Origin of the sequence: Actinomycetospora straminea (genome assembly GCF_028737255.1) — a bacterium.
Lineage (GTDB): Bacteria > Actinomycetota > Actinomycetes > Mycobacteriales > Pseudonocardiaceae > Actinomycetospora > Actinomycetospora straminea.
The window spans coordinates 173,234-195,199 of sequence record NZ_JAQZAN010000009.1 but is presented as its reverse complement, the minus strand read 5'-3'; the positions used below and the strand labels follow the sequence as shown (position 1 = coordinate 195,199).

Genomic DNA, 21,966 nt, shown 5'->3' with positions numbered 1-21,966 from the left:
GGGCCGTGGGCCCGTCACCGGACTTCGCCCCGATGGGGCTGCCGATCCGGGAGTACCTCCTGGTCGGGCTGTCCGCCGCGGTCGTCACGTACCTGCTGACCGGCCTGGTCCGACGCTTCGCGCTGCGCGTCGGGGCGATCGCCGTCCCGCGCGGGCGCGACGTGCACACCATCCCGATCCCGCGCCTCGGCGGCGTCGCCATCTACCTCGGCGTCGCCGGGGGCGTGTTCGTCGCCTCGCAGCTGCCGGTGCTGCGCCGGGCCTTCGACTACTCGAACGAGACCCTCGCCGTGCTCGTCGCCGGCGGGGTGATCGTGGTGGTCGGGGCGCTCGACGACCGCTTCGGCCTCGACGCGCTGACCAAGCTCGCCGGTCAGGCGACCGCGGCCGGCGTCCTGGTCCTCATGGGCGTGCAGTGGACCGCGGTGTACCTGCCCTGGGGCGGCACCGGCGGCAGCACCGGCTCGGTGCTGCTGCTCGGGCAGGACCAGGGCGTGCTCATCACCGTGTTCCTGTGCGTGCTGCTGGTCAACGCGATGAACTTCGTCGACGGCCTCGACGGGCTCGCCGCGGGCATCGGCACGATCGCCGCCACCGCGACCTGCGCGTTCGCGCTCGGTCTGCTCGGGCAGGAGAACGGTGACGTCAACGCCTACCCGCCCGCGCTCATCGCCGCCGTCCTCGCCGGGGCCTGCGCGGGCTTCCTGCCCCACAACTTCCAGCCCGCGCGCCTGTTCATGGGTGACTCGGGCTCGATGTTCATCGGGCTGACGCTCGCCGCGGCCACCACCACCGCCTCGGGCCGCACCAACTACTCGACCACCGGCGCGACCGGCGCGCTCGCGCTGGTCACGCCCCTGATCGTCGTCGCCGCGGTGGTCTTCGTGCCGCTGCTCGACCTGCTGATGGCGGTCGTCCGCCGCACCCGCGCGGGCACCAGCCCGTTCGCGCCGGACAAGATGCACCTGCACCACCGGCTGCTCGAGATCGGCCACTCCCAGCGTCGCGCCGTGCTGCTCATCTACCTGTGGGCGGGCGTGCTGGCGTTCGGGGCGGTCGCCCTCGCGCTCGTCGACAACGCGTTCCTGGTGGTCTGGATGGTGACCGCCGGCGTGCTCGTCGCCGTGCTCGCCTCCGCGGTGCCGCGCCTGCGCGCCCGCGCCTGACCCCCCGCTCCCCGCGCCCCACCCGATCGAGGACCCGCCATGACCAGCCCTGAGGGCACCGACCGTCCCGAGCCGACCCCCTCGGGCACCCCCCACGCCACCCCGGCGACCACCGCCCAGGTCCTCGAGGCCAGCAGCGCGATGCTGCGCGGCGGCCTGTGGCCCGCGGTCGTCGTCGCCGTGCTCGCCGCGGTGGTGGCCGGCCTGCTCGCGGGCGTCACCGGCGTGGTCGCGGCCGTCGTCGGCGCGGTCATCGTCATCGGTGTCTGCTCGCTCGGGCCGCTCGTCATGCGCTGGACCGCGGCGGCCGACCCGATGGTGGTCATGGCCGCGGCGCTCGTGAGCATGATGGGCAAGCTCGGCCTGCTGCTCGTCGTCTTCCTGGTGCTGCAGGCGCTCGAGGTCGTCGACACCCGCATCGCGGCCCTCGCGCTGGGGCCGACGGCGATCGCCTTCATCGTCGGCGAGGTCATCGCGTACGCCCGGAAGCCGGGGCCCACCATCGCCGTGTGAGGGGTGCGGGGGTCCCCCGACCAGGGGTGTGGCCTCCGACGGCCCGTAGTGGACTGTGACGAACCTGCTGATATGGTGCGCCGCGATGGCGCAGGACAGCCTCCGCGGAGATGCGGGTCGTACCCCCGCGCAGGGGTCCGCCCACTCCCCGTCCGAGGCCTGGACGGTCCTCTCCCACCTGATCACCGGAATCCTGGTGTTCGGCGGGCTGGGATGGGTACTCGACGCCCTGCTGTCGACACGGTGGTTCCTCCTCATCGGCCTCCTGGCCGGTGGGGCTGCCTCCTTCGCGTTGATCTACATCCGATACCTTTACGTCCCCCCCGACCCCCCTCGCCCCGGTGGACCCGCCGGCCCGGAGGACCGGAAGGAGCAGCACGGGTGATCTCGTCGTTGTGGACGCAGGCTCCGGCGCCGCCGGTCCCGCCCGGCACCCCGGCCGAGGGCTTCAAGGCGCCCGGTGTCGAGGACTTCAACATCCCGCCGATCTTCGAGGGTGTCCCGGTCCTCGAGTGGTTCGACAAGCCCGCGATCCAGCTGATCCTCGCCGCGCTCATCGTCTACGGCTTCTTCGCCGTGGCGACGAAGGCGCCCTCGATCATCCCGGGCCGCATGCAGTTCCTCGCGGAGAAGTTCCAGGGCCTCGTGCGCGACCAGATCGCGCGCGACAACATCGGCCCGGACTTCCGCAAGTACGTGCCCTACCTCGTGGCGCTCTTCGCGTTCATCCTCGTGAACAACGTGTTCGGGATCTTCCCGTTCATCCAGTTCCCGACGTTCTCCCACCCGGGCATGGCGTACGCGCTCGCCGCCATCACCTGGTTGATCTACAACTACGTCGGCATCCGCAAGCAGGGGTTCGGCGGCTACATCAAGCTGCAGACCTGGCCCCCCGGGGTGCCCGCCTGGGTCCGCGTCATCCTGACCCCGATCGAGTTCCTCTCGAACTTCATCCTGCGTCCCGTCACTCTCTCGCTGCGGTTGTTCGGCAACATGCTGGCCGGCCACCTGCTGCTGCTGGTCTTCATCTTCGGCGGCGAGTACATGCTCACCGTCGCGGACGACCTCGTCCTCAACGTCCTGTCGCCGTTCGCGTTCCTCTTCGCGATCGTCATGACGTTCTTCGAGGCCTTCATCCAGGTGGTGCAGGCCTACATCTTCACGATCCTCACCGCGTCGTACATCGGTGCGTCGCTGGCCGACGAGCACTAGTCGCCGCAACCACCGGCGTCTCCCTCCCCGATCCCAGAACGAACACCGGAAAGGAACCCCTCATGGTTCAGGGCAGCCTCAACATGGTCGGCTACGGCCTCTCCGCCGTCGGCCCCGGTATCGGCGTCGGCATCGTCTTCGCGGCGTTCATCAACGGCGTGGCGCGCCAGCCCGAGGCCCGTGGCCAGCTGCAGACCATCGCGTTCATCGGCTTCGCCCTCTCCGAGGCGCTCGCCATCATCGGTCTGGTCCTCGCGTTCGCCATCTGATTCCCCCTGACCGGTCGACACCGCACGGGCGGGAGGTGAACCGATGAGCCTGACCCAGCTGCTGGCCGAGGAACAGCCGGCGGGCAAGCCCTACGCGACGCTGCCGCACACCGCCGAGATCATCGTCGGCCTGGTGGCGTTCGCGCTGCTCATCTACGTGCTCTACAGGTACGCGTGGCCGAACCTGGTCTCCTCGCACGAGGACACGAAGAAGCAGATCGAGTCGGGCATCGCGCGGGCCGAGGCCATGGAGGCCGACGCCAAGGCCGAGCTCGCCCGCAACCGCGAGCGGCTGGCCGGCGTCGACGACGAGACCGCGCGGATCCGGGACGACGCCCGGGCCGATGCCGAGCGCATCGGGCAGGACATGGACAACCGTGCGGCCGAGGAGGCGGAGCGGATCCGGGCCCAGGGCCGGCAGTCGCTCGAGGCCTCACGCTCGCGCGCCGTCGCGGAGCTGCGGGCCGAGACGGGACGCCAGTCGGTCGAGCTGTCGCGGCGGATCGTCGAGTCGGCGCTGTCCGACGACGCGAGCCGCGGCCAGAGCGTCGACCGGTTCCTCGACGAGCTCGAGGCCATGGGCGGGTCCGGCAACGGCACCGGCAGCGGCTCCGGCGACGGCTCGGGCAGCGGCTCCGGCACGCCCGGCACCTCGGCGGCGTTCGGGACCGCCGGCGCGGCCGGCCCGTCGACCACGCCCACCCAGGGGAACGGAGCGCAGTCGTGACGTCCTCGGCAGGCCTCCTGGCCGATTTCCACGCGGCGAGCCGCGACGCGCTGGAGGCCACGCGCCGCCGGCTCGGCGAGGCGACCGGGCAGGCGTCGGCGGGCGACCTCCAGACGGTGGCCGACCAGCTCGACGCGGTCGCCGACCTGCTGCGCCGCGAGGCCGTCCTGCGCCGCACGCTGGCCGACTCGTCGCGCTCCGCGGAGGACCGGGAGGGGCTCGCGTCCCGCCTGGTCGACCAGCAGGTCACCTCGGCGACCGCCGACGTCGTGCGCACCGCGGTGGCGCAGGCGTGGTCACGTCCCGACGACCTGGTCTCCGGTCTGCGGATCGTCGCCCGCGAGGCCCTGCTGGTCTCGGCCGAGCGGGACGGGCGGCTCGACGCCGTCGAGGACGAGCTGTTCCGGCTCGGCCGCATCGTCGCGGCGGAGCCCGCCCTCGAGCGCCTGCTGGCGGACCCGTCGGCGGACGCCGAGGGCAAGCAGCAGGTGCTGGACCGGCTCCTCGCCGACCGGACCGAGGCCACCACGCGCAAGCTCGCCGCGCAGCTCGTGGCCCACCCCACGGGCCGCGGGATCGCCCAGGGCCTCGAGCGCCTGGCCGAGCTCGCCGCCGAGCGCCGCGAGCGCTCCGTCGCGACCGTGCGGTCCCCGATCGCCCTGTCCGACCAGCAGCAACGACGACTGGCCGACGCCCTCACGCGCATCTACCGTCGGGACATCACCCTGCACCTCGAGGTCGACCCCGCCCTGGTCGGTGGTCTCGTGATCCAGGTGGGGGACGAGGTCATCGACGGCAGTGTGGCCGGACGGCTGGACGAACTCGGCCGGAGACTGGGCTGAGTGCCGGCTCGGCCGACCCGGCCGGGCCCACCGACACGTGACCCCTAACGACTAGCGAGAGCGGAAGCCATGGCCGAGTTGACCATCTCCTCCGACGAGGTCCGTAGCGCGATCGAGGACTACGTGTCCTCGTACTCCGCGGACTCGACCCGTCAGGAGGTCGGCATCGTCACCTCGACGGGTGACGGCATCGCGTACGTCGAGGGTCTGCCCTCGACGATGACGAACGAGCTCCTCGAGTTCCCCGGTGGGGTGCTGGGCCTGGCCCAGAACCTCGAGGAGCGCGAGATCGGCGTCGTCATCCTCGGTGAGTACGAGACCATCGAGGAGGGGCAGCAGGTCACGCGCACCGGTCGCGTCCTCTCCGTGCCGGTCGGCGACGGCTTCATGGGCCGCGTCGTCGACCCGCTCGGCCAGCCGCTCGACGGGCTCGGCGAGATCGAGTCCGAGGGCGAGCGCGAGATGGAGCTGCAGGCGGCGTCCGTCGTGCAGCGCCAAGGGGTCAAGCAGCCGCTGCAGACCGGGATCAAGGCGATCGACGCCATGACCCCGGTCGGCCGCGGCCAGCGCCAGCTGATCATCGGTGACCGCAAGACCGGCAAGACCGCGGTCTGCACGGACACGATCATCAACCAGCGCGAGGCCTGGGAGACCGGCGACCCGGAGCAGCAGGTCCGCTGCGTCTACGTCGCCGTCGGCCAGAAGGGCACCACGATCGCCGGGGTGCGCCAGGCGCTCGAGGACGCCGGCGCGATGGAGTACACGACCATCGTCGCCGCCCCCGCCTCCGACCCCGCGGGCTTCAAGTACATCGCCCCGTACGCCGGCTCCGCGATCGCGCAGCACTGGATGTACCAGGGCAAGCACTGCCTGATCGTCTTCGACGACCTGTCGAAGCAGGCCGAGGCCTACCGCGCGATCTCGCTGCTGCTGCGCCGCCCGCCGGGCCGCGAGGCCTACCCGGGCGACGTCTTCTACCTGCACTCGCGGCTGCTCGAGCGCTGCGCGAAGCTCTCCGACGACCTCGGCGCGGGCTCGCTCACCGGGCTGCCGATCGTCGAGACCAAGGGCGGCGACATCGCGGCCTACATCCCGACGAACGTCATCTCGATCACCGACGGCCAGTGCTTCCTCGAGGCCGACCTGTTCAACCAGGGCCAGCGGCCCGCGCTCAACGTCGGGAACTCGGTGTCCCGCGTCGGGGGCGACGCCCAGGTGAAGGCGATGAAGTCGGTCGCCGGCCGCCTGCGCGTCGACCTGGCCCAGTACCGCGAGCTCGAGTCGTTCGCGGCCTTCGGCTCGGACCTCGACCCCACCAGCCAGGCGCAGCTCGACCGCGGCGCCCGCCTCATGGAGCTGCTCAAGCAGGGCCAGGGCGAGCCGTACCCGGTCGAGGAGGAGGTCGTGTCGATCTTCCTCGGCACCCGTGGTCACCTCGACTCGGTGCCGGTCGAGGACGTCGCGCGCTTCGAGACGGAGTTCCTCGAGCACGTGCGCCGCGACGGCGGGGTGCTCTCGGAGATCCGCGACACCGGGCAGCTCTCCGACGAGAACGAGGAGCGGCTGACCAAGACCGTCTCGGAGTTCAAGGAGCAGTTCGCGACGGGCTCGGGCGAGGCCGTCGCCGACGACGGCGGCACCGGCGAGCTGTTCGGCGAGAGCGAGTCCGGCACCGACTCGGACGAGGGCCCGCAGGAGTCGTCGTCGGACGAGTCGACCGACGCGTCGTCGAACTCGTCCGAGCAGGCCGAGAAGAGCTCGGCCTCGCAGGGCTCCGCGCAGGGCTCCGGGAGCTAAGGCCCCATGCCCGCATCCCTCCGCGTCCTGCGACGGCGCATCCGGTCGACCAAGAACATCGCCCAGATCACCAAGGCGATGGAGATGGTCGCGGCCTCGCGCATCGCGAAGGCGCAGGCACGCGTCCAGGCGGCGCGGCCGTACTCCGACGAGTTCACCCACGTGCTGACGACGGCCGCGAAGGCCGGCGCCAATGACCACCCGCTGCTCGAGGCCCGCGAGGAGCCGAGCCGCGCGGGCGTCCTCGTCGTCACCAGTGACCGCGGCCTGTGCGGTGGCTACAACGCCAACGTGCTGCGTGAGGCCGAGCGGGTCATGCGCGAGCTGTCGGACGACGGCAAGGAGCCGTCGCTGTTCGTCATCGGCGGCAAGGGCGTGGCGTACTTCCGGTTCCGCAACCGTGAGATGTCCGGCCAGTGGACCGGCTTCTCCGAGGTGCCGGACTACGCCAACGCCGCCCACGCCGCCGACACGCTGACGGCCTGCTTCCTCACCGGCGGCGACGAGACGGTCCAGCGCCCGTCGGACGACGACGGGCAGGGCTCGGGCGGCTCGGGTGAGGGCTCCGGCGAGGGCTCCGAGGGCGGGTCCTCGCGGGCCGCGTCCTTCGTCCCCCCGGAGGACGCCGAGGGCCTGGACGGCGTCGACGAGCTGCACGTCGTGTTCACCGCGTTCACCTCGGTCGCGAGCCAGTCGGTCACCTCCCGGCAGATCGCCCCGCTGGTGCTCGAGGAGGAGGAGTCGGGAGACGAGGAGCAGTCCTCGTCCGACCCCGAGGAGCGCCAGGCCGAGTACGAGTTCGAGCCGGAGCCCGAGGTCCTCTTCGACCGGCTCATGCCCAAGTACCTCCGCGCGCGGGTGTTCGCGGCGCTGCTCGACGCCGCGGCGTCCGAGTCGGCGGCCCGGCAGCGCGCCATGAAGGCGGCCACCGACAACGCCAACGACCTGGTCGAGAACCTGACCCGCGAGGCGAACCAGGCACGCCAGGCCCAGATCACGCAGGAGATCAGCGAGATCGTTGGCGGCGCCAACGCCCTCGCCGAGTAGGGGAGCTGACGATGACCCAGTCCACCGCCGAGGCCGCGGGCACCGAGCAGAACGGCTCGCACGGTGCTTCCGGTCGCATCACCCGCATCCTCGGGCCCGTCGTCGACGTGGAGTTCCCGCGCGGCGAGGTGCCCGACCTCTTCACCGCGCTGACCATCGAGGTCACGCTCGGCGACAGCACCAAGACGCTGACGCTCGAGGTGGCCCAGCACCTCGGCGACGGCCAGGTGCGCACGATCTCCATGCAGCCCACCGACGGCGTGGTGCGCGGCCAGGACGTGCACAGCACCGGTGGCCCGATCTCGGTGCCCGTCGGCGACGTCGTCAAGGGTCACCTGTTCAACACCCTCGGCGACTGCCTCGACGAGCCGGGCTACGCGCAGGACGCCGAGCGCTGGGGCATCCACCGCGACCCGCCGCCGTTCGAGCAGCTCGAGGGCAAGACCGAGGTGCTCTGGACCGGCCTCAAGGTCGTCGACCTGCTCACCCCGTACGTGCAGGGCGGCAAGATCGGCCTGTTCGGCGGCGCGGGCGTCGGCAAGACGGTGCTCATCCAGGAGATGATCCAGCGCATCGCCCGCAACTTCGGTGGCACCTCGGTGTTCGCCGGCGTCGGCGAGCGCACCCGTGAGGGCAACGACCTCTGGGTCGAGCTCGGCGAGGCGGACGTCCTCAAGGACACCGCCCTCGTGTTCGGGCAGATGGACGAGCCGCCGGGCACCCGCATGCGCGTCGCGCTGTCCGCGCTGACGATGGCGGAGTACTTCCGCGACGTGCAGGAGCAGGACGTGCTCCTGTTCATCGACAACATCTTCCGGTTCACGCAGGCCGGCCAGGAGGTCTCGACGCTGCTGGGTCGCATGCCCTCGGCGGTGGGTTACCAGCCGACCCTGGCCGACGAGATGGGCGAGCTGCAGGAGCGCATCACCTCGACGCGCGGCCGCTCGATCACCTCGATGCAGGCGATCTATGTGCCCGCCGACGACTACACCGACCCGGCGCCGGCCACCACGTTCGCCCACCTCGACGCCACCACCGAGCTCTCGCGGTCGGTGTTCGCCAAGGGCATCTTCCCGGCCGTGGACCCGTTGACCTCGACCTCGACGATCCTCGACGCGCAGTACGTCGGCGAGGACCACTACCGGGTCGCGCGCGAGGTCATCCGCATCCTGCAGCGCTACAACGACCTGCAGGACATCATCGCCATCCTCGGCATCGACGAGCTCTCCGAGGAGGACCGCCTCACCGTCGCCCGCGCGCGCCGGATCGAGCGCTTCCTCGGGCAGAACATGTACGCCGCCGAGCAGTTCACCGGCGAGCCCGGCTCGTTCGTCGACGTCAAGGACACCGTCGAGGCGTTCGACAAGATCACCAAGGGCGAGTACGACAACGCGCCCGAGCAGGCGTTCGCCATGAGCGGTGGTCTCGACGACGTCGAGGCGAACATCAAGAAGTACTCGTCCTGATGGCCGAGATGGAGGTCGCCATCGTCGGCGTCGAGAAGCGGCTGTGGTCGGGCCAGGCGAACTTCGTCTCGGCCCGCACGGTCGAGGGCGACATCGGTCTGCTGCCCGGGCACCAGCCGATGATCGCCGCGCTCGACGAGGCCGGCGTGGTGCGCATCGACCCGACCGACGGCGAGCCGTTCCACGCCGCGGTGTTCGGCGGGTTCCTCTCGGTCACCGCGGAGTCGGTGACGGTCCTCGCCGAGCTCGCCGAGCTGGCGAACGAGATCGACGTGGCCGCGGCGCGCGACGAGCTGCAGCGCGCCGAGGGCGGCGGCGACGACCACGACGACACCGCGGCGGCCGCCGCGCGTGCGCGGGCCCGTCTCCGGGCCGCCGGCGAGAACCCGGACCGCTGAGGCAAGGCGAGCAGCACCGGTGAGCCCCGCGATGATCGCCGAGTTGGCGGCCATCGTGGTGCTCGCGGTGCTGCTCGTCGTCGGGGTCCTGCTGCTGCGCCGCATCCGCATCCTGCGCCGCGGCGGTGTCGACGTGGCCCTGCGCGAGGCGCGGGCGCTCGGCGACCTGGGCGGCTGGCGGTCCGGGCTCGCCCGCTACCGCGGCGACGAGTTCCGTTGGTACCGCATCAGCGGACTGCGCTCCGGGCCGAACGTGGTGCTCGACCGCACGCGGCTCGAGATCGTCGACCGCCGCGCGCCGCTGCCGGGCGAGATGCACCCGGCCAACAGCTCGGTCCTGTCCTGCCGCGACGGCGGGACGACCTGGGAGCTCGCGATCAGCGCCGACGCGCTGACCGGCTTCTCCTCGTGGCTGGAGTCCACGCCTCCCGGCCGCTCGACGGGGTACCGGCAGGCGAGCTAGTCGAACGGGCCGCGCTCGTTCGTCGCGTCGAACATCCGCACGTGGTCGGCGAGGATCGGCGTGCCGAGATCGGGCGCGTGCGCTGCGGCGCGCCACGCGTCGAGGTCCTCGCGGGAGCGCCACCGCTCGAGGTTGTGGATCCACCCCGGTTCGACGGGGTCGGCGGTGATGGCGACGTCGAGGCACCCCGGCGCCGCCCGCGCGCGGCGGACCAGGTCGGCGAGCGCCGCGACCGCGGCGTCCCGGTGCTCGGGCGCCACCTCGATGTGTCCGGCGATGATGAGCATGCGCATCACTCTAGCAACCGTATAGTCCTAGAAGTGAACCGCATGGCGCTCCGGTGGGCGAGGTTCGTGGTTCCCGGAGCGAGGGCGTCCCTCGCTGCCTGGCAGGCAGCGAGGGTGACCCTCGCTCGACCCCAGCTGGTCCCGCGTCGTGGCGCGAGGGCGTCCCTCGCTGCGTGCGACGCAGCCGAGGTGACCCTCGCTGCCCTCGAGCTCAGGTCCAGAACCCGTCACGCTCGTAGAGCCGGCGGAGCTCGACGAGGTGGTCGCGCATGGCCGCCTCGGCGTCGTCGGCGCGGCCCTCGGCGACGTGCTCGGCGATCTCGCGGTGGCAGGCGTCGACCTTGTCCCACTCGTGCGCCTCGACGCCCTCGCGGCGCAGGCGGGTGCGCAGCACGTCGTTCACCGGCTGGCCCATGAGCGTGAGCATGAGGTTGCCGGTGGCCATGAGCAGCGTGGTGTGGAAGTCGAGGTGGCCGACGAAGCCGCTGGGGTCGCGGGCGTCGCGGTGGGCGGCGGCGGCGCTGCGCACCGCCTCGACCGTCTCGGCGTCGGCGCGCTGGGCGGCGAGGCGGGCGGCGGCCGGCTCGAGGAGGAGCCGCGCCTCGAGCAGGTCGCTGACGTGCAGCTGCGGGGTCATGACGAGCACGCCGAGCGCGCTGCCGACGTCCTCGACGACGCGCGCCGGGTCGGGCTCGCTGACGAAGGTGCCGCCCTGCACGCCACGGTGGGTCTCGACGAGGTGCTGGCTCGACAGCACCCGCAGCGCCTCGCGCGCCGTGCTGCGGCTGACCCCGAACGCGCGCCCGAGCTCGCCCTCGTTGGGCAGCCGCGTGCCCGCGGGCAGCGTGCCGGCGAGGATCTGGGTGCGCAGCTCGTCGGCGACCTGCCGGTACGCGGGCCGCACGCGCTGCACCCGCAGGTGGGCGACGGGCGCCGTCCCCGGGGTCGCGGCGGGCGGCTGCGGTGGCACGGCGTCAGCGTAGACGGTCTCCCGGTGCTTGTGGCGCGATACGTCAGACCTTTAGCGTCGGGGTATGGCCGTCGTCGCGGGCTGGCAGGGCCGCTTCTTCGAGGACTTCACCGTCGGGGACGTCTACCAGCACCCGCTGGGCCGGACGATCACCGAGACGGACAACACGTGGTTCACGCTGCTGACGATGAACACGAACCAGGCGCACTTCAACGCGCAGGTCGGCGCGGACTCGGAGTTCGGCCGGATGATCGTCGCGTCGCCGCTGACGATCTCGATCGTGCTCGGGCAGTCGGTGTCGGACACCAGCCAGAACGCGTTCGCGAACCTCGGCATCGACGAGCTGCGCCTGACGAGCCCGGTGTTCGCGGGCGACACGCTCTGGTCGGAGTCGCTGGTGCTGGAGACGCGCGCGTCGTCGAGCCGCCCGGAGGCCGGCATCGTGCGCGTGCGCAGCCGCGGGCTCAACCAGGACGGCGTCGAGGTGCTGACCTTCAAGCGCGCCTTCTACGTGCACCGCCGCGACGCCCCGCGGGCGGCGTCGCACTTCCCGCAGGCCGCGGTGCCGCTCTCGCTGGAGAACGAGTCGCAGGAGAACGAGCAGTGAGGCCGCTCGAGGACGTCCGCATCGTCTCGCTCGAGCAGTACGGCGCGGGCCCGTTCGGCTCGATGCACCTCGCCGAGCTGGGCGCGGAGATCATCAAGATCGAGGACCCGACGTCGGGCGGCGACGTGGGGCGCTACGTCCCGCCGTACGCGCAGGACGGGGACTCGCTGTTCTTCGAGTCGTTCAACAAGGACAAGTCGTCGGTGCTGCTCGACATCCGCACCCCGGCCGGGCGCGAGGTGTTCCACGACCTCGTGCGCAGCGCCGACGCCGTGTACTCGAACCTGCGCGGCGACGTGCCGGCGAAGCTCGGCATCCGCTACGACGACCTCAAGGACGTCAACCCGCGCATCGTCTGCTGCTCGCTGACCGGCTTCGGGATGACCGGACCCCGCGCGGCCGAGCCCGGCTACGACTACGTGCTGCAGGCCCTCGGCGGCTGGATGTCGCTGACGGGGGAGCCGGGCGGGGCGCCGCAGAAGGCGGGCCTGTCGCTCGTGGACTACAGCGGCGGGTTCGTCGCGGCGATCGCGCTGCTCGCCGGCATCCACGCCGCGCGGCGCGACGGCGTCGGCACCGACTGCGACCTGTCGCTCTACGACACCGCGGTCAGCCTGCTGACCTACCCGGCGACGTGGCACCTGACCGAGGGCTACACGCCGGCGCGCACGCACCACTCCGCGCACCCCTCGCTCGTGCCGTTCCAGGCGTTCGAGGCTGCGGACGGGTGGCTGGTCGTCGGGTGCGCCAAGGAGAAGTTCTGGCAGCGGCTCACGGTCGTGCTCGCGCAGCCGGACCTCGCGACCGACCCCCGGTTCGCCACCTTCCGCGACCGCGACCGGCACCGCGACGTGCTGGTCCCGCTGCTCGAGGAGCTGTTCCGCGCCCGGGACGTCGCCACCTGGATCGCGGCGATGACGGCCGCGGGCATCCCGTGCGCGCCGATCCACGACGTCGGCGAGGCCCTGACCGACGAGCACACCGTCGCCCGCGGCCTCGTCGCCGAGACCGAGCACGCGCACTGGGGCACGGTGCGGTCACTGCGCTCGCCGGTCCGCGTCGGCCCGCCCGGCGACGACACCCCGGCCGTGCGCGGGGGACCGGCGATGGGCGAGCACACCGCGTCCGTGCTGCGCGGGATCGGCTACGACGACGAGCGCCTGGCCGCCCTGCGCGCGGCGGGCGCGTTCGGCACCGACCCGGACACCACCGAGGGGACACCCTGATGGACTTCCGCCTCAGCGACGAGCAGCGGCTCTTCCGCGACACCCTGCGGTCGTTCGTGGACCGCGAGATCGTGCCGGTCGCCCGCGACTGGGAGCACGAGGGCCGCTACCCGACCGAGATCGTCGAGGGCATGAAGAAGCTGGGCCTGTTCGGCCTGGCCGTGCCCGAGGAGTGGGGCGGGCTCGAGGCGGACACCGTCTCGTTCGCCCTGACGTTCGAGGAGATCAGCCGCGGCTGGATGGGCATCGCCGGCATCCTCGGCAGCCACTCGGTGTCGTGCTGGATGATCGCCCGCCACGGCACCGAGGAGCAGAAGCGGCGGTACCTGCCCGAGCTCGCGACGGGGGAGCGGCGCACGGCGATCGCGCTCACCGAGCCGGGCGCGGGCACCGACCTGCAGAGCATCACGACGACGGCCACGCGGGACGGCCCCGGGTCCGACGCCGACTACGTCGTCCGCGGCACCAAGATGTGGATCACGAACGCGCGGCACGCCGACCCGCTGCCGGTGCTGGTCAAGACCGACCCGACCGCGACGCCGCCGCACCGCGGCATGAGCATGCTGCTCGTCGAGGCCGGCGCGCCCGGGCTCGAGATCACCAAGGACATGGGCAAGCTCGGCTACAAGGGCACCGAGTCGTGCGAGGTGGTGCTCGACGACGTGCGGGTGCCGGCCTCCCAGCTGCTCGGCGGGGTCGAGGGGCGCGGGCTGCAGCAGGCTCTGTCCTCGCTCGAGACGGGGCGGGTCAACATCGCGGCGCGCTCGGTCGGCATCGCCCAGCGGGCCTACGAGGAGGCGCTGTCCTACGCCCGCGAGCGCACCGCGTTCGGGCAGCCGATCGGCGACTTCCAGGCCGTCCAGCTGCGGCTCTCGGCGATCGCCGTGAAGCTGCAGGCCGCGCGGCTCATGACCTACTGGGCGGCCTCGCGGATGGACGAGGGCGTGCGGATGGACACCGAGTCGGGCATGGCGAAGATCTTCGCGTCGGACGCGGCGCTGGAGTGCGCCACCGACGCCATGCGCATCCACGGCGGCTACGGCTACTCGACGGAGTTCGAGGTCGAGCGGCTCTACCGCGACGCCCCGCTGATGTCGATCGGCGAGGGCACCAACGACATGCTCGGCACCGTCGTCGCGCGGTCCCTGCTCGCGGGGAAGGCGACCATCGGATGAGGGGGATCGGGTGAGCGTCCCCCCGCCCGAGGAGCTCGCCGCGCTCGCCGCGCGCCTCGGCTACTCGGTCGACGAGGACACGGTGGCGGCGCTGCACGCGGCGGTGGTGGGCGCCGAGACCGCGGTCGCCCGGCTGCGCGCCCGCCCGCTGCCCGCGGACGGCGCCGCCGACCCGGCGCACGGCGACGCCTGGGTACGGCCGTGACCCCGGCCGTGACCCCCGGCGTCACCCCGGCCGGGCCCCCGGACGTCACCGACCTCCTCGGCGCCTACGCCGCCGGCGACACGACGCCGGTCGAGGCCGTCGACGAGGCCCTGCGCGCCCTGGAGAAGGCCCACGCGGCCTACAACTGCACGATCCGCCTCCTCGACGAGCGCGCCCGCGCGGCCGCCGCCGCGTCCGCCCGGCGCTGGGCCGACGGCACCGCGCGCCCGCTCGAGGGCGTGCCGTTCGGGGTCAAGGACGTCATCGACGTGGCGGGCGTCCCCACGACGCACGGCTCCTGGAACCACGGCCGGGACGGCGACGCCCCCGCCGCGGCCTCCGCGACCGTCGTGCGCCGGCTCGAGGAGGCCGGGGCGATCCCGGTCAGCAAGGACGCCACGACCGAGTTCGCCGTCGGCGGGCCGCACCCGCCGCGCTTCGGTCCCGTGCGCAACCCCTGGGATCCCGCGCGCTGGGCCGGCGGCTCGTCGACCGGCTCGGCGGCCGCCGTCGCCGCCCGCGCCGTGCCGTGCGCGCTCGGGACCGACGTCGGCGGGTCGGTGCGCCTGCCGTCGGCGTGGTGCGGGCTCACCGGGCTCAAGCCGACCGCCGGCGCGATCCCGCGCACCGGCGTCTTCCCGCTGTCGTGGACCACCGAGACCGTCGGCCCGATCGCGCGCAGCGCCCGCGACGCCGAACGCCTCTTCGCCGTCCTGCGCGGCCCCGACGGTGCCGACCCCCGCAGCACCCCGTTGGCCCCGCTCGAGGTGCCGGCGCGCCCCGACCTCGCGGGCCTGCGCATCGCCGTGCCCGGCGGCGCGTTCACCGAGCTCTGCGACGGCGCGGTGCGCGCGGGCGTCGCGCACCTCGTCGACGAGCTGGTCGCGGCCGGCGCCGAGGTCGTGCCCGGCGAGGTGCCCTCGGCCGGCGACGCCCTGCCGATCGGCTACCAGGTCGTGTTCACGGAGGCCGCCACCCTGCACCGCGTCGACGCCGACCGCTGGGACAGCTACGACCCGGTCGTCGTGCGGCGCATCAGCCAGGGCATCGTCACCCCGGCCGTCGACTACCTGCGGGCGCTGCAGTTCCGGGTCGAGCTGCAGCGGGAGCTGGACGCGGTGTTCGCCGCCGCGGACCTCATGGTCGTGCCCACGTGCCCGTCGACGGCGCCCCGGCTGCCCCACGGGACGGTCGTCGTCGACGGCGAGGAGTTCCCGCTCTACGCCGCCCAGTCGCGCTCGACGATGCTCGGCAACCTCACCGGGGCGCCCGGGCTGGCGGTGCCGACGGGGCTCGCGCCCGACGGCTGCCCGGTGTCCGCGCAGCTCATCGCCCCGCCGCACCGGGAAGGCACCGCGCTGTGGGCGGCGCGCGTGTTCCAGGAGCGCACCGAGCACCACCGGCAGGCACCCCCTTCCGCGACCTAAACGTCTGACGTATGGTGCTGTGAGGCCGGTCACCGATCGAGAGGGTGCGTTCGTGTCGCTGGAGAGCCCCACCCGCACGACCGCCGCGGGCCGGGTCGCGGAGTTCGCCGCGGCGCTCGACCCCGGGGACGTGCCGGACGAGGTCCTCGAGCGGGCGCGCCACCTCGTGCTCGACGCCGTGGGGCTGGCCTTCGCCTCCACCGCCTACCCCTTCGCCGGCGTCGCCCGGGACGCGCTGGCGACCTTCGGGACCGGGGCCCACCCGGTGCTCGGCATGCCCGACCGGCTCGCCCCGCGCGACGCCGCGGTGCTGGGCGGCGTGCTCGTGCACGGCATGGACTTCGACGACACCCACATCCCGGCCGTCACCCACGTGTCCGCGGCTGCGCTGCCGGCGGCGATCTCGGCCGCCACGGTGGCGGGGGCCAGCACCCGCGACCTGCTCGCGGCGTACGTGCTCGGCGTCGAGGTCTCGGCGCGCGTCGGGATCGGCGGGGCCGGCGGGTTCCACGACGTCGGCTTCCACCCCACGGCCGTCGCCGGGGCGTTCGGCGCCGCGGTGGCCGCCGGGAAGCTCACGGGGCTGGACGCCACCGGGCTCGCGGCCGCGCAGGGCGTCGTCGGCTCGATGGCGGCGGGGCTGCTGGAGTTCCTCGAGGACGGGTCGTGGACCAAGCGCCTGCACCCGGGCTGGGCGGCGATGTCGGGGCTCACGGCGGCGGCGTTCGCCCGCGCGGGCTGGACCGGACCGGCGGCGGTGTACGAGGGTCGCTTCGGGCTCTACGCCACGCACCTGGCCGGCCGCGAGACCCACCCGGAGGCGGTGACCGAGGGCCTCGGCGAGCGGTGGGAGCTGCTGCGGACCGCGGTGAAGCCGTACCCCATCTGCCACTTCAACCACGCCTTCGCCGACGCGGCGCTCCTGCTGCGCAGCGAGCACGGCGTGCGCGCGCAGGACGTGCGGGCGATCCGCTGCGCGATCCACCCGGTGCCCGGCAAGGTCGTCTGCCAGCCGCCGGAGAACAAGTGGGCGCCGCGCGACGAGTACGACGCCAAGTTCAGCCTGCCCTACACCGTGGCCGCGGCCCTGGTGCGTGGGCGGTTCACGCTGGCCGAGCTCTCCGACGACGCCCTCGCCGACCGGGAGATCCTGGCCCTGGCCCGGCGCGTCGAGGTCGTCGACGACCACGAGGGCCTGTTCCCCGCCGCCTACTCCGGGCGCGTGGAGATCGAGCTCGCCGACGGGCGGGTGGTCGCCCACCGCGAGCAGGTCAACCGCGGGCACGAGGAGCGCCCGCTGACCAACGCCGAGATCGTCGCCAAGTACACCGACACCATCGGCCGGGTCGCCGACGCCGCCACCGCCGAGCGGGTGCGGGACGCTGTGCTGTCGCTGGGCGACGACCGGCCGGCCGCGGAGTTCGCGGAGGCGTGCCGTGACCAGCGCTGACGGGGTGCGGGCGGGCGTCTTCCTCACCCACCAGCAGCCGCCCGGCCGCGACCCGCTCGTCGCCCTCGACGAGCAGCTCTCCCTGGTGCGCACGGCCCGCGACGCCGGCCTGGACTCCGTCTTCGCCGGGCAGCACCACCTCGCCGAGTCGATGGCGCACATCCAGCCGCTGCCCTGGCTGGCGCGGCTCGCGGCCGACGCCGGCGACATGACCGTCGGCACCGGGATCCACCTGCTCGCCCTGCACAACCCCGTCGACACCGCCGAGGCCTACGCCGGGCTCGACGTCGTCGCCGGCGGGCGCTCGGTGTTCGGGGTGGGCCTGGGCTACCGGCAGGTCGAGTACGACGCGTTCGGGGTGCCGCCGGACCAGAAGGTCCACCGGTTCACCGAGAACCTGCGGATCGTCGAGGCGCTGTGGCGCGGGGAGGCCGTCACCGCCGACCTGCCCTGGACCCGCCTCGACGACGTCCGCACCACGTTCCTCCCCGCGGCCCGGCCCGACGGAAGGACACGACCCCCGATCTGGATGGCGGCGAACTCCGACGGCGCGGTGCGGCGGGCGGCGCGGCTCGCCGACACGTGGATGATCAACCCGCACGCCACGCGGGCCACCGTCGCGCGGCAGCTCGACCTGTTCCGGGCCGAGCGCGAGGCGGCCGGGCGCCCGCCCGTGACCGAGCTCCCGGTCATCCGCGAGGTGTTCTGCGCCCCGACGCGCGAGCAGGCCCTCGAGCTGGCCATGCCGCACCTGGCCCGCAAGTACGAGGTCTACGCCGACTGGGGCCAGGACCGTGTCATGCCCGGGACGGAGTCGTTCCGGGTCGGTTACGACGACCTCGCCCACGACCGGTTCGTGGTGGGGTCTCCGGAGGACTGCACCGCGGCACTCCTCCCGTGGCGCGACGAGCTCGGCGTCGACCACTTCGTGTTCCGCACCGACTGGGCCGGCATGCCGGTGTCGGCGGCGCGGACGTCTCTCGACCTCCTCGCCCGCGAGGTGGTCCCGGCGCTGCGCGCGCTCCCTCTCCCCGTCTCCTGACCCCGCAGGAAGGTGGTCCCGAAGTGGACTTCGGCGTCTTCATCCCGATCGGCAACAACGGCTGGCTCATCTCCGAGAACTCGCCGCAGTACATGCCGACCTGGGACCTCAACCGCAACGTCGTGCAGGAGGCCGAGCGCCAGGGCTTCGCGTTCGCGCTGTCGATGATCAAGCTGCGGGGCTTCGGCGGGAAGACCGAGTTCTGGGACCACAACCTCGAGTCGTTCACGCTGATGGCGGGCCTGGCCGCGGTCACCGACCGGATCAAGCTCTACGCGTCGACGGCCGTCCTCACGCTGCCGCCCGCCCTCGTCGCGCGGATGGCGACGACGATCGACCAGATCGCGCCCGGGCGCTTCGGCGTCAACATCGTCTCGGGCTGGGCGAAGAACGAGTACGAGCAGATGGGCCTGTGGCCGGGCGACGAGTACTTCGGCTACCGCTACGACTACTCCACCGAGTACGTGAAGGTCCTGCGCGACCTGTGGGAGACCGGCCGCTGCGACCTCGACGGCCAGTACTTCCAGATGAACGACTGCGTGCTCTCCCCGCGGCCGCAGGGCAAGGTCGACGTGGTGTGCGCCGGGCAGTCCGAGCGCGGCATGCGGTTCTGCGCCGAGTACGGCGACTACAACTTCATCCTCTCGCCGGGCGTCAACGACCCGGAGGTCTACCGCCAGCCCACCGAGAAGCTCGCCTCGTTCGCCAAGGAGACCGGCCGCGACGTGCGCTCGCTGCCGCTGTTCATGGCGATCATGGCCGAGACCGACGAGGAGGCCCAGGCGAAGTGGCGCTCCTACAACGAGGGCGCCGACGCGGCCGCGCTGGGCTACATGTCCGACGAGGGCAGCCAGGACAAGACCGCGGACGGCTCGGGCACGGCGCGGACGATCAACCTCCCCGAGGGCGCGGTCAACTTCAACATGGCGACGCTCGTCGGGTCGTACGAGACGGTCGCGCGGCAGGTCGACGAGGTCGCGAAGATGCCCGGCGTCGCGGGGATGATGTTCACGTTCGACGACTTCGAGCAGGGCGTGCACGACTTCGGCACGAAGGTGAAGCCGCTGCTCGGCTAGGTCTCCCGGTGGCGGACCCCGTGCCCCTCGCGGGGTCCGCCGCCGGGGGTCACGCGTCCGCGCGGGCCCGCTCGACGGCCGCCGCGAGCGCCGTGCGGAACGTCGCGGCCTCCGGGGCGTTGCCGGTCGGGATGTGCCGGGTCGCGCGCCGGGGCGGCCCACCGACCGGCCGGCTCGCGAGCGAGAGCACCCCGTGGGCGTGGGCGCCCAGCGTCCGCGCGCGCTTCTCGACGGGCGCGTCGACGAGCTCGAGCTGGTCGAGCCGGTGGAAGCTCACGCGCGCGGCGGGGTCGACGCGGTCGTAGCGGTCGTCGTGCCCCTGGCGGTAGGCGATGACCAGCAGCGTCGGGCTGAGCAGCATCTCGGTGGTGTGGTGCTCGACGCGGGGCCCGGAGCTGAGCCGCTCGTGGGTGTCCTCGTCGGTGCGCAGGCCGTGTGTCACGCCGTCGAGCGGGTCGCCGTCGAGCCCGCGCTTCGCGCCCTGCGCCCGGATGAACGCGGCGGTCGCGGCGGGCAGGTCGTCGACCGTGATCGCCCCGGTCAGCAGGTTGCGCGTCACCGTTCCACCGTGGTGCAGCGCGGCGACCGGCGTCAACGCTCAGGCGCTGCGGCGGGTCCGCTCGACGGCGTCACGCAGCGCCTGGCGGAAGCGCGCGACGTCGGGGCCGGTGCCGATCGGGACCATGCGGCTGCCGCGGTGCGTGCTGCCGACGGGCGTGCTGGTCAGGGGCATGAGGCCGTCGGGCACGGCGACCCTGGCGTGGCCGGCCCGCTCGAGCAGCTCGGAGGGCAGCGGGGCGAACTCGAGCTGCCCGAGGCGGTGGAAGCTGACCTGGGCGGCCGGGTCGGGGCGGGCGTCACCGTCGCTGCCGTCGCGGTAGGAGACGATCAGCAGGTCCGGGGTCAGCAGCATCTCGACGGTGCGCACGGAGGTCCGCGCGCCGCCGAACAGGCGCTTCCTCGTCGTCACCTCGTCGGTGCGCAGCGCGTGGGTCACCTCGGGCAGCGGGTCGCGGAAGAGCCCCCGCACCGCCCCCTGCTCGCTGATGAACGCGGCCGTCGCCGGCGGCAGCTGGCGGACCGTGACGGCCCGGGACGTGGTCGAGCGCTCGGCCATGGGCGCGGAGAGTAGCGGAGATCGGGAGCGAGTCGGTAGACGTCACCTGTTCGCCGAGCGGACGACGACGCTGAGTGTCTGCAGGAGGTGCGCGACAGATCTGCCGGTTCGCGAGGGGCACGGTGCGCATGATCGAGAGGCGAGCGGGCCGGCCGGCGGTGCCCCTCGCCGCTAGGAGACCGGCCCGAGGACGTGCTCGAGGTACGGGTCGGTGAACAGCCCGCCGGGGTCGACCTCGCGGCGCACGCGGCGGACGTCGTCGAACCTCGGGTAGCGCTGCGCCAGGGCCGCGGCGTCGAGGTGGTGCTCCTTGCCCCAGTGCGGGCGCCCGCCGGCCGCGGCCGCCACCGCGCCGAACGCCGCGAAGTACTCCGCGCGGGGCGCGCCGACGTACTGGTGGATCGCGACGTAGGCGGTGTCGCGGCCGTGGGCGGTGGACAGCCAGACGTCGTCGGCCGCGGCCACGCGCACCTCGACGGGGAAGAGCACCGGGTGCTCGAGACGCGGGACGAGCCGGCGCAGGTCGTCGAGCACCTCCGCGAGCCGCTCCCGGGGCACCGCCCACTCGGACTCGACGAAGCGCACGCGCCGGGTGGTGGCGAACACGCGGTGGGAGCGGTCGCCGTACTCGCGCGCCGACAGCACGCCCGCCGCGACCCGGCCGAGCGGGACCGCGGCGCGGGGCAGCGCCCGGCCCACCCGGCACAGCGTCCCGAACGCGGCGTTCTCGAGCACGTCGTACTCGAGGAACCGCCGGGCGGCCGACAGCGGCGCCGGCGCCTCGCCCACCGGCACCCGGCGGTTCCGCTTCACCAGGGCCTGCGCGCCGTACGGGAACCAGTAGAACTCGACGTGGTCCTCGCCGGTCAGGAGGCCGTCGAGGTCGGCGAGGACGTCGTCGAGCGGCTCGGGGCGCTCGACCGCGTGCAGCGCGAACGCCGGCACGCACTGCAGGGTGAGGTGGGTGACGACGCCGAGCGCGCCCAGCCCCACGCGGGCCGCCTCGAAGAGGTCGTCGCCCGCCGAGCACGCGACGCGGGTGCCGTCGGCGAGGACGAGGTCGAGCGCGACGACCTGGGTCGCGAGGCCGCCGAGGCGCGCGCCGGTGCCGTGGGTGCCGGTGGCGACGGCGCCGGCGACGGTCTGGGCGTCGATGTCGCCGAGGTTCGCCAGCGCCAGGCCGTGGGCGTCGAGCACCGCGTTGAGCGCGCGCAGCGTCGTGCCCGCGCGCACCCGCACCCGCGCGGTGGTCGTGTCGAGCGACTCGATCCCCGTCCATCCCCGCAGGTCGAGCGCGTGGCCGTCGGTCGCGGCGAGCGGGGTGAACGAGTGCCCGCTGCCGCGGGGCCGGAGCGTCGCGCCCGCGGCGGACGCGGCCCGCACCGCCGCGACGACGTCGTCGACGCCGCGCGGGAGGTGCACGCGGGCGGGCCGGGCGGCCACGGTGCCGGCCCAGTTGTGCCAGGTGCCGCCGCCCATCCCGG

At 73.3% G+C, this 21,966-nt stretch carries 24 protein-coding genes and 1 pseudogene; 20 read left to right on the top strand and 5 right to left on the bottom strand.

Translation table 11 applies throughout. The features are described 5' to 3' along the window. The first annotated feature begins 32 nt into the window (after positions 1-32). The 12 genes and pseudogenes from PH190_RS14650 to PH190_RS14600 all read left to right on the top strand — a co-directional run bounded on the left by PH190_RS14650 (position 33) and on the right by PH190_RS14600 (position 9,900). Positions 33-1,166 (top strand): glycosyltransferase family 4 protein, encoded by a 1,134-nt coding sequence (locus PH190_RS14650; RefSeq protein WP_274232283.1) that lies wholly within the window; start codon positions 33-35, stop codon positions 1,164-1,166. Between the two features lie 39 nt (positions 1,167-1,205). Beyond that, positions 1,206-1,679, top strand: coding sequence for a Cg1360 family ATP-synthase-associated protein (locus PH190_RS14645; protein ID WP_274232255.1), 474 nt, complete (start codon positions 1,206-1,208; stop codon positions 1,677-1,679). Between the two features lie 85 nt (positions 1,680-1,764). Beyond that, the gene (locus PH190_RS30810) at positions 1,765-2,064 is read left to right on the top strand and encodes an AtpZ/AtpI family protein (RefSeq protein ID WP_420791656.1); all 300 of its coding nucleotides are present in this window, start codon (positions 1,765-1,767) and stop codon (positions 2,062-2,064) included. Next, a complete protein-coding gene (gene atpB, locus PH190_RS14640; RefSeq protein WP_274232254.1) occupies positions 2,061-2,891 on the top strand; it encodes a F0F1 ATP synthase subunit A in 831 nt (276 codons plus the stop codon). Before PH190_RS30810 ends, atpB begins: the two co-directional genes overlap by 4 nt. Positions 2,892-2,953: 62 nt before the next feature. Further along, on the top strand, positions 2,954-3,160 hold the full coding sequence (gene atpE, locus PH190_RS14635; RefSeq protein ID WP_116706531.1) for an ATP synthase F0 subunit C: 207 nt from the start codon (positions 2,954-2,956) through the stop codon (positions 3,158-3,160). Positions 3,161-3,203: 43 nt separating this feature from the next. Next, on the top strand, positions 3,204-3,887 hold the full coding sequence (atpF, locus tag PH190_RS14630; protein ID WP_274232253.1) for a F0F1 ATP synthase subunit B: 684 nt from the start codon (positions 3,204-3,206) through the stop codon (positions 3,885-3,887). After that, a complete protein-coding gene (locus PH190_RS14625; protein ID WP_274232252.1) occupies positions 3,884-4,729 on the top strand; it encodes a F0F1 ATP synthase subunit delta in 846 nt (281 codons plus the stop codon). The genes atpF and PH190_RS14625 overlap by 4 nt, the downstream gene beginning before the upstream one ends. Before the next feature lie 69 nt (positions 4,730-4,798). Then, positions 4,799-6,409 (top strand): annotated as a pseudogene (gene atpA / locus PH190_RS14620) (F0F1 ATP synthase subunit alpha); the annotation flags it as partial. Positions 6,410-6,532: 123 nt separating this feature from the next. Beyond that, positions 6,533-7,573: a F0F1 ATP synthase subunit gamma gene (locus tag PH190_RS14615; protein ID WP_274232251.1), complete on the top strand. Its 1,041-nt coding sequence runs from the start codon at positions 6,533-6,535 to the stop codon at positions 7,571-7,573. A gap of 11 nt (positions 7,574-7,584) precedes the next feature. Further along, positions 7,585-9,039, top strand: coding sequence for a F0F1 ATP synthase subunit beta (gene atpD / locus PH190_RS14610; protein WP_274232250.1), 1,455 nt, complete (start codon positions 7,585-7,587; stop codon positions 9,037-9,039). Beyond that, positions 9,039-9,437, top strand: a complete 399-nt coding sequence (locus PH190_RS14605; protein ID WP_274232249.1) for a F0F1 ATP synthase subunit epsilon — start codon at positions 9,039-9,041, stop codon at positions 9,435-9,437. Before atpD ends, PH190_RS14605 begins: the two co-directional genes overlap by 1 nt. A 31-nt stretch (positions 9,438-9,468) precedes the next feature. Next, the gene (locus PH190_RS14600) at positions 9,469-9,900 is read left to right on the top strand and encodes a DUF2550 domain-containing protein (RefSeq protein ID WP_274232248.1); all 432 of its coding nucleotides are present in this window, start codon (positions 9,469-9,471) and stop codon (positions 9,898-9,900) included. Here the strand turns inward: PH190_RS14600 and PH190_RS14595 are convergent. Then, the gene (locus tag PH190_RS14595; protein ID WP_274232282.1) at positions 9,897-10,193 is read right to left on the bottom strand and encodes a putative quinol monooxygenase; all 297 of its coding nucleotides are present in this window, start codon (positions 10,191-10,193) and stop codon (positions 9,897-9,899) included. The genes PH190_RS14600 and PH190_RS14595 overlap by 4 nt on opposite strands. A 205-nt stretch (positions 10,194-10,398) precedes the next feature. Continuing rightward, positions 10,399-11,157: a FadR/GntR family transcriptional regulator gene (locus tag PH190_RS14590; protein WP_274232247.1), complete on the bottom strand. Its 759-nt coding sequence runs from the start codon at positions 11,155-11,157 to the stop codon at positions 10,399-10,401. Positions 11,158-11,221: 64 nt separating this feature from the next. Between PH190_RS14590 and PH190_RS14585 the strand changes: the two genes are divergently transcribed. The 8 genes from PH190_RS14585 to rutA are packed head-to-tail and all read left to right on the top strand — an operon-like array spanning position 11,222 to position 19,365. Next, positions 11,222-11,764 carry a MaoC family dehydratase gene (locus tag PH190_RS14585; RefSeq protein WP_274232246.1) on the top strand — a complete coding sequence of 181 codons (543 nt, stop codon included), beginning with the start codon at positions 11,222-11,224 and terminating at the stop codon, positions 11,762-11,764. Then, positions 11,761-12,990 (top strand): CaiB/BaiF CoA transferase family protein, encoded by a 1,230-nt coding sequence (locus PH190_RS14580; protein WP_274232245.1) that lies wholly within the window; start codon positions 11,761-11,763, stop codon positions 12,988-12,990. Before PH190_RS14585 ends, PH190_RS14580 begins: the two co-directional genes overlap by 4 nt. Next, the gene (locus PH190_RS14575; protein WP_274232244.1) at positions 12,990-14,165 is read left to right on the top strand and encodes an acyl-CoA dehydrogenase family protein; all 1,176 of its coding nucleotides are present in this window, start codon (positions 12,990-12,992) and stop codon (positions 14,163-14,165) included. Before PH190_RS14580 ends, PH190_RS14575 begins: the two co-directional genes overlap by 1 nt. Positions 14,166-14,175: 10 nt before the next feature. Beyond that, a complete protein-coding gene (locus PH190_RS14570; RefSeq protein ID WP_274232243.1) occupies positions 14,176-14,370 on the top strand; it encodes a hypothetical protein in 195 nt (64 codons plus the stop codon). After that, complete coding sequence (locus PH190_RS14565) at positions 14,367-15,797, top strand: amidase (RefSeq protein WP_274232242.1); 1,431 nt, start codon at positions 14,367-14,369, stop codon at positions 15,795-15,797. Before PH190_RS14570 ends, PH190_RS14565 begins: the two co-directional genes overlap by 4 nt. 52 nt (positions 15,798-15,849) lie before the next feature. Beyond that, a complete protein-coding gene (locus PH190_RS14560; RefSeq protein ID WP_274232241.1) occupies positions 15,850-17,247 on the top strand; it encodes an MmgE/PrpD family protein in 1,398 nt (465 codons plus the stop codon). After that, the gene (locus tag PH190_RS14555; RefSeq protein ID WP_274232240.1) at positions 17,234-18,289 is read left to right on the top strand and encodes an LLM class flavin-dependent oxidoreductase; all 1,056 of its coding nucleotides are present in this window, start codon (positions 17,234-17,236) and stop codon (positions 18,287-18,289) included. The genes PH190_RS14560 and PH190_RS14555 overlap by 14 nt, the downstream gene beginning before the upstream one ends. 23 nt (positions 18,290-18,312) lie before the next feature. Then, positions 18,313-19,365 (top strand): pyrimidine utilization protein A, encoded by a 1,053-nt coding sequence (gene rutA / locus PH190_RS14550; RefSeq protein ID WP_274232239.1) that lies wholly within the window; start codon positions 18,313-18,315, stop codon positions 19,363-19,365. 49 nt (positions 19,366-19,414) lie between these two features. Here the strand turns inward: rutA and PH190_RS14545 are convergent, their stop codons facing one another. The 3 genes from PH190_RS14545 to PH190_RS14535 form a co-directional block, all read right to left on the bottom strand. After that, positions 19,415-19,924 carry a hypothetical protein gene (locus PH190_RS14545; RefSeq protein WP_274232238.1) on the bottom strand — a complete coding sequence of 170 codons (510 nt, stop codon included), beginning with the start codon at positions 19,922-19,924 and terminating at the stop codon, positions 19,415-19,417. A gap of 39 nt (positions 19,925-19,963) precedes the next feature. Further along, entirely contained in the window at positions 19,964-20,482 is a 519-nt protein-coding gene (locus PH190_RS14540) for a hypothetical protein (RefSeq protein ID WP_274232237.1), read from the bottom strand. Between the two features lie 171 nt (positions 20,483-20,653). Continuing rightward, a complete protein-coding gene (locus PH190_RS14535) occupies positions 20,654-21,961 on the bottom strand; it encodes a D-arabinono-1,4-lactone oxidase (RefSeq protein ID WP_274232236.1) in 1,308 nt (435 codons plus the stop codon). Positions 21,962-21,966 lie beyond the last annotated feature (5 nt).

Excerpts from the sequence above, each read along its gene's own strand:
- PH190_RS14650 (WP_274232283.1), top strand. The coding sequence starts at position 33 with ATGGGGCTGCCGATCCGGGAGTACCTCCTGGTCGGGCTGTCCGCCGCG.
- PH190_RS14645 (WP_274232255.1), top strand. The coding sequence starts at position 1,206 with ATGACCAGCCCTGAGGGCACCGACCGTCCCGAGCCGACCCCCTCGGGC.
- PH190_RS30810 (WP_420791656.1), top strand. The coding sequence starts at position 1,765 with ATGGCGCAGGACAGCCTCCGCGGAGATGCGGGTCGTACCCCCGCGCAG.
- atpE (WP_116706531.1), top strand. The coding sequence starts at position 2,954 with ATGGTTCAGGGCAGCCTCAACATGGTCGGCTACGGCCTCTCCGCCGTC.
- atpF (WP_274232253.1), top strand. The coding sequence starts at position 3,204 with ATGAGCCTGACCCAGCTGCTGGCCGAGGAACAGCCGGCGGGCAAGCCC.
- PH190_RS14615 (WP_274232251.1), top strand. The coding sequence starts at position 6,533 with ATGCCCGCATCCCTCCGCGTCCTGCGACGGCGCATCCGGTCGACCAAG.
- atpD (WP_274232250.1), top strand. The coding sequence starts at position 7,585 with ATGACCCAGTCCACCGCCGAGGCCGCGGGCACCGAGCAGAACGGCTCG.
- PH190_RS14605 (WP_274232249.1), top strand. The coding sequence starts at position 9,039 with ATGGCCGAGATGGAGGTCGCCATCGTCGGCGTCGAGAAGCGGCTGTGG.
- PH190_RS14600 (WP_274232248.1), top strand. The coding sequence starts at position 9,469 with ATGATCGCCGAGTTGGCGGCCATCGTGGTGCTCGCGGTGCTGCTCGTC.
- PH190_RS14595 (WP_274232282.1), bottom strand. The coding sequence starts at position 10,193 with ATGCGCATGCTCATCATCGCCGGACACATCGAGGTGGCGCCCGAGCAC.
- PH190_RS14585 (WP_274232246.1), top strand. The coding sequence starts at position 11,222 with ATGGCCGTCGTCGCGGGCTGGCAGGGCCGCTTCTTCGAGGACTTCACC.
- PH190_RS14575 (WP_274232244.1), top strand. The coding sequence starts at position 12,990 with ATGGACTTCCGCCTCAGCGACGAGCAGCGGCTCTTCCGCGACACCCTG.
- PH190_RS14540 (WP_274232237.1), bottom strand. The coding sequence starts at position 20,482 with ATGGCCGAGCGCTCGACCACGTCCCGGGCCGTCACGGTCCGCCAGCTG.
- PH190_RS14535 (WP_274232236.1), bottom strand. The coding sequence starts at position 21,961 with ATGGGCGGCGGCACCTGGCACAACTGGGCCGGCACCGTGGCCGCCCGG.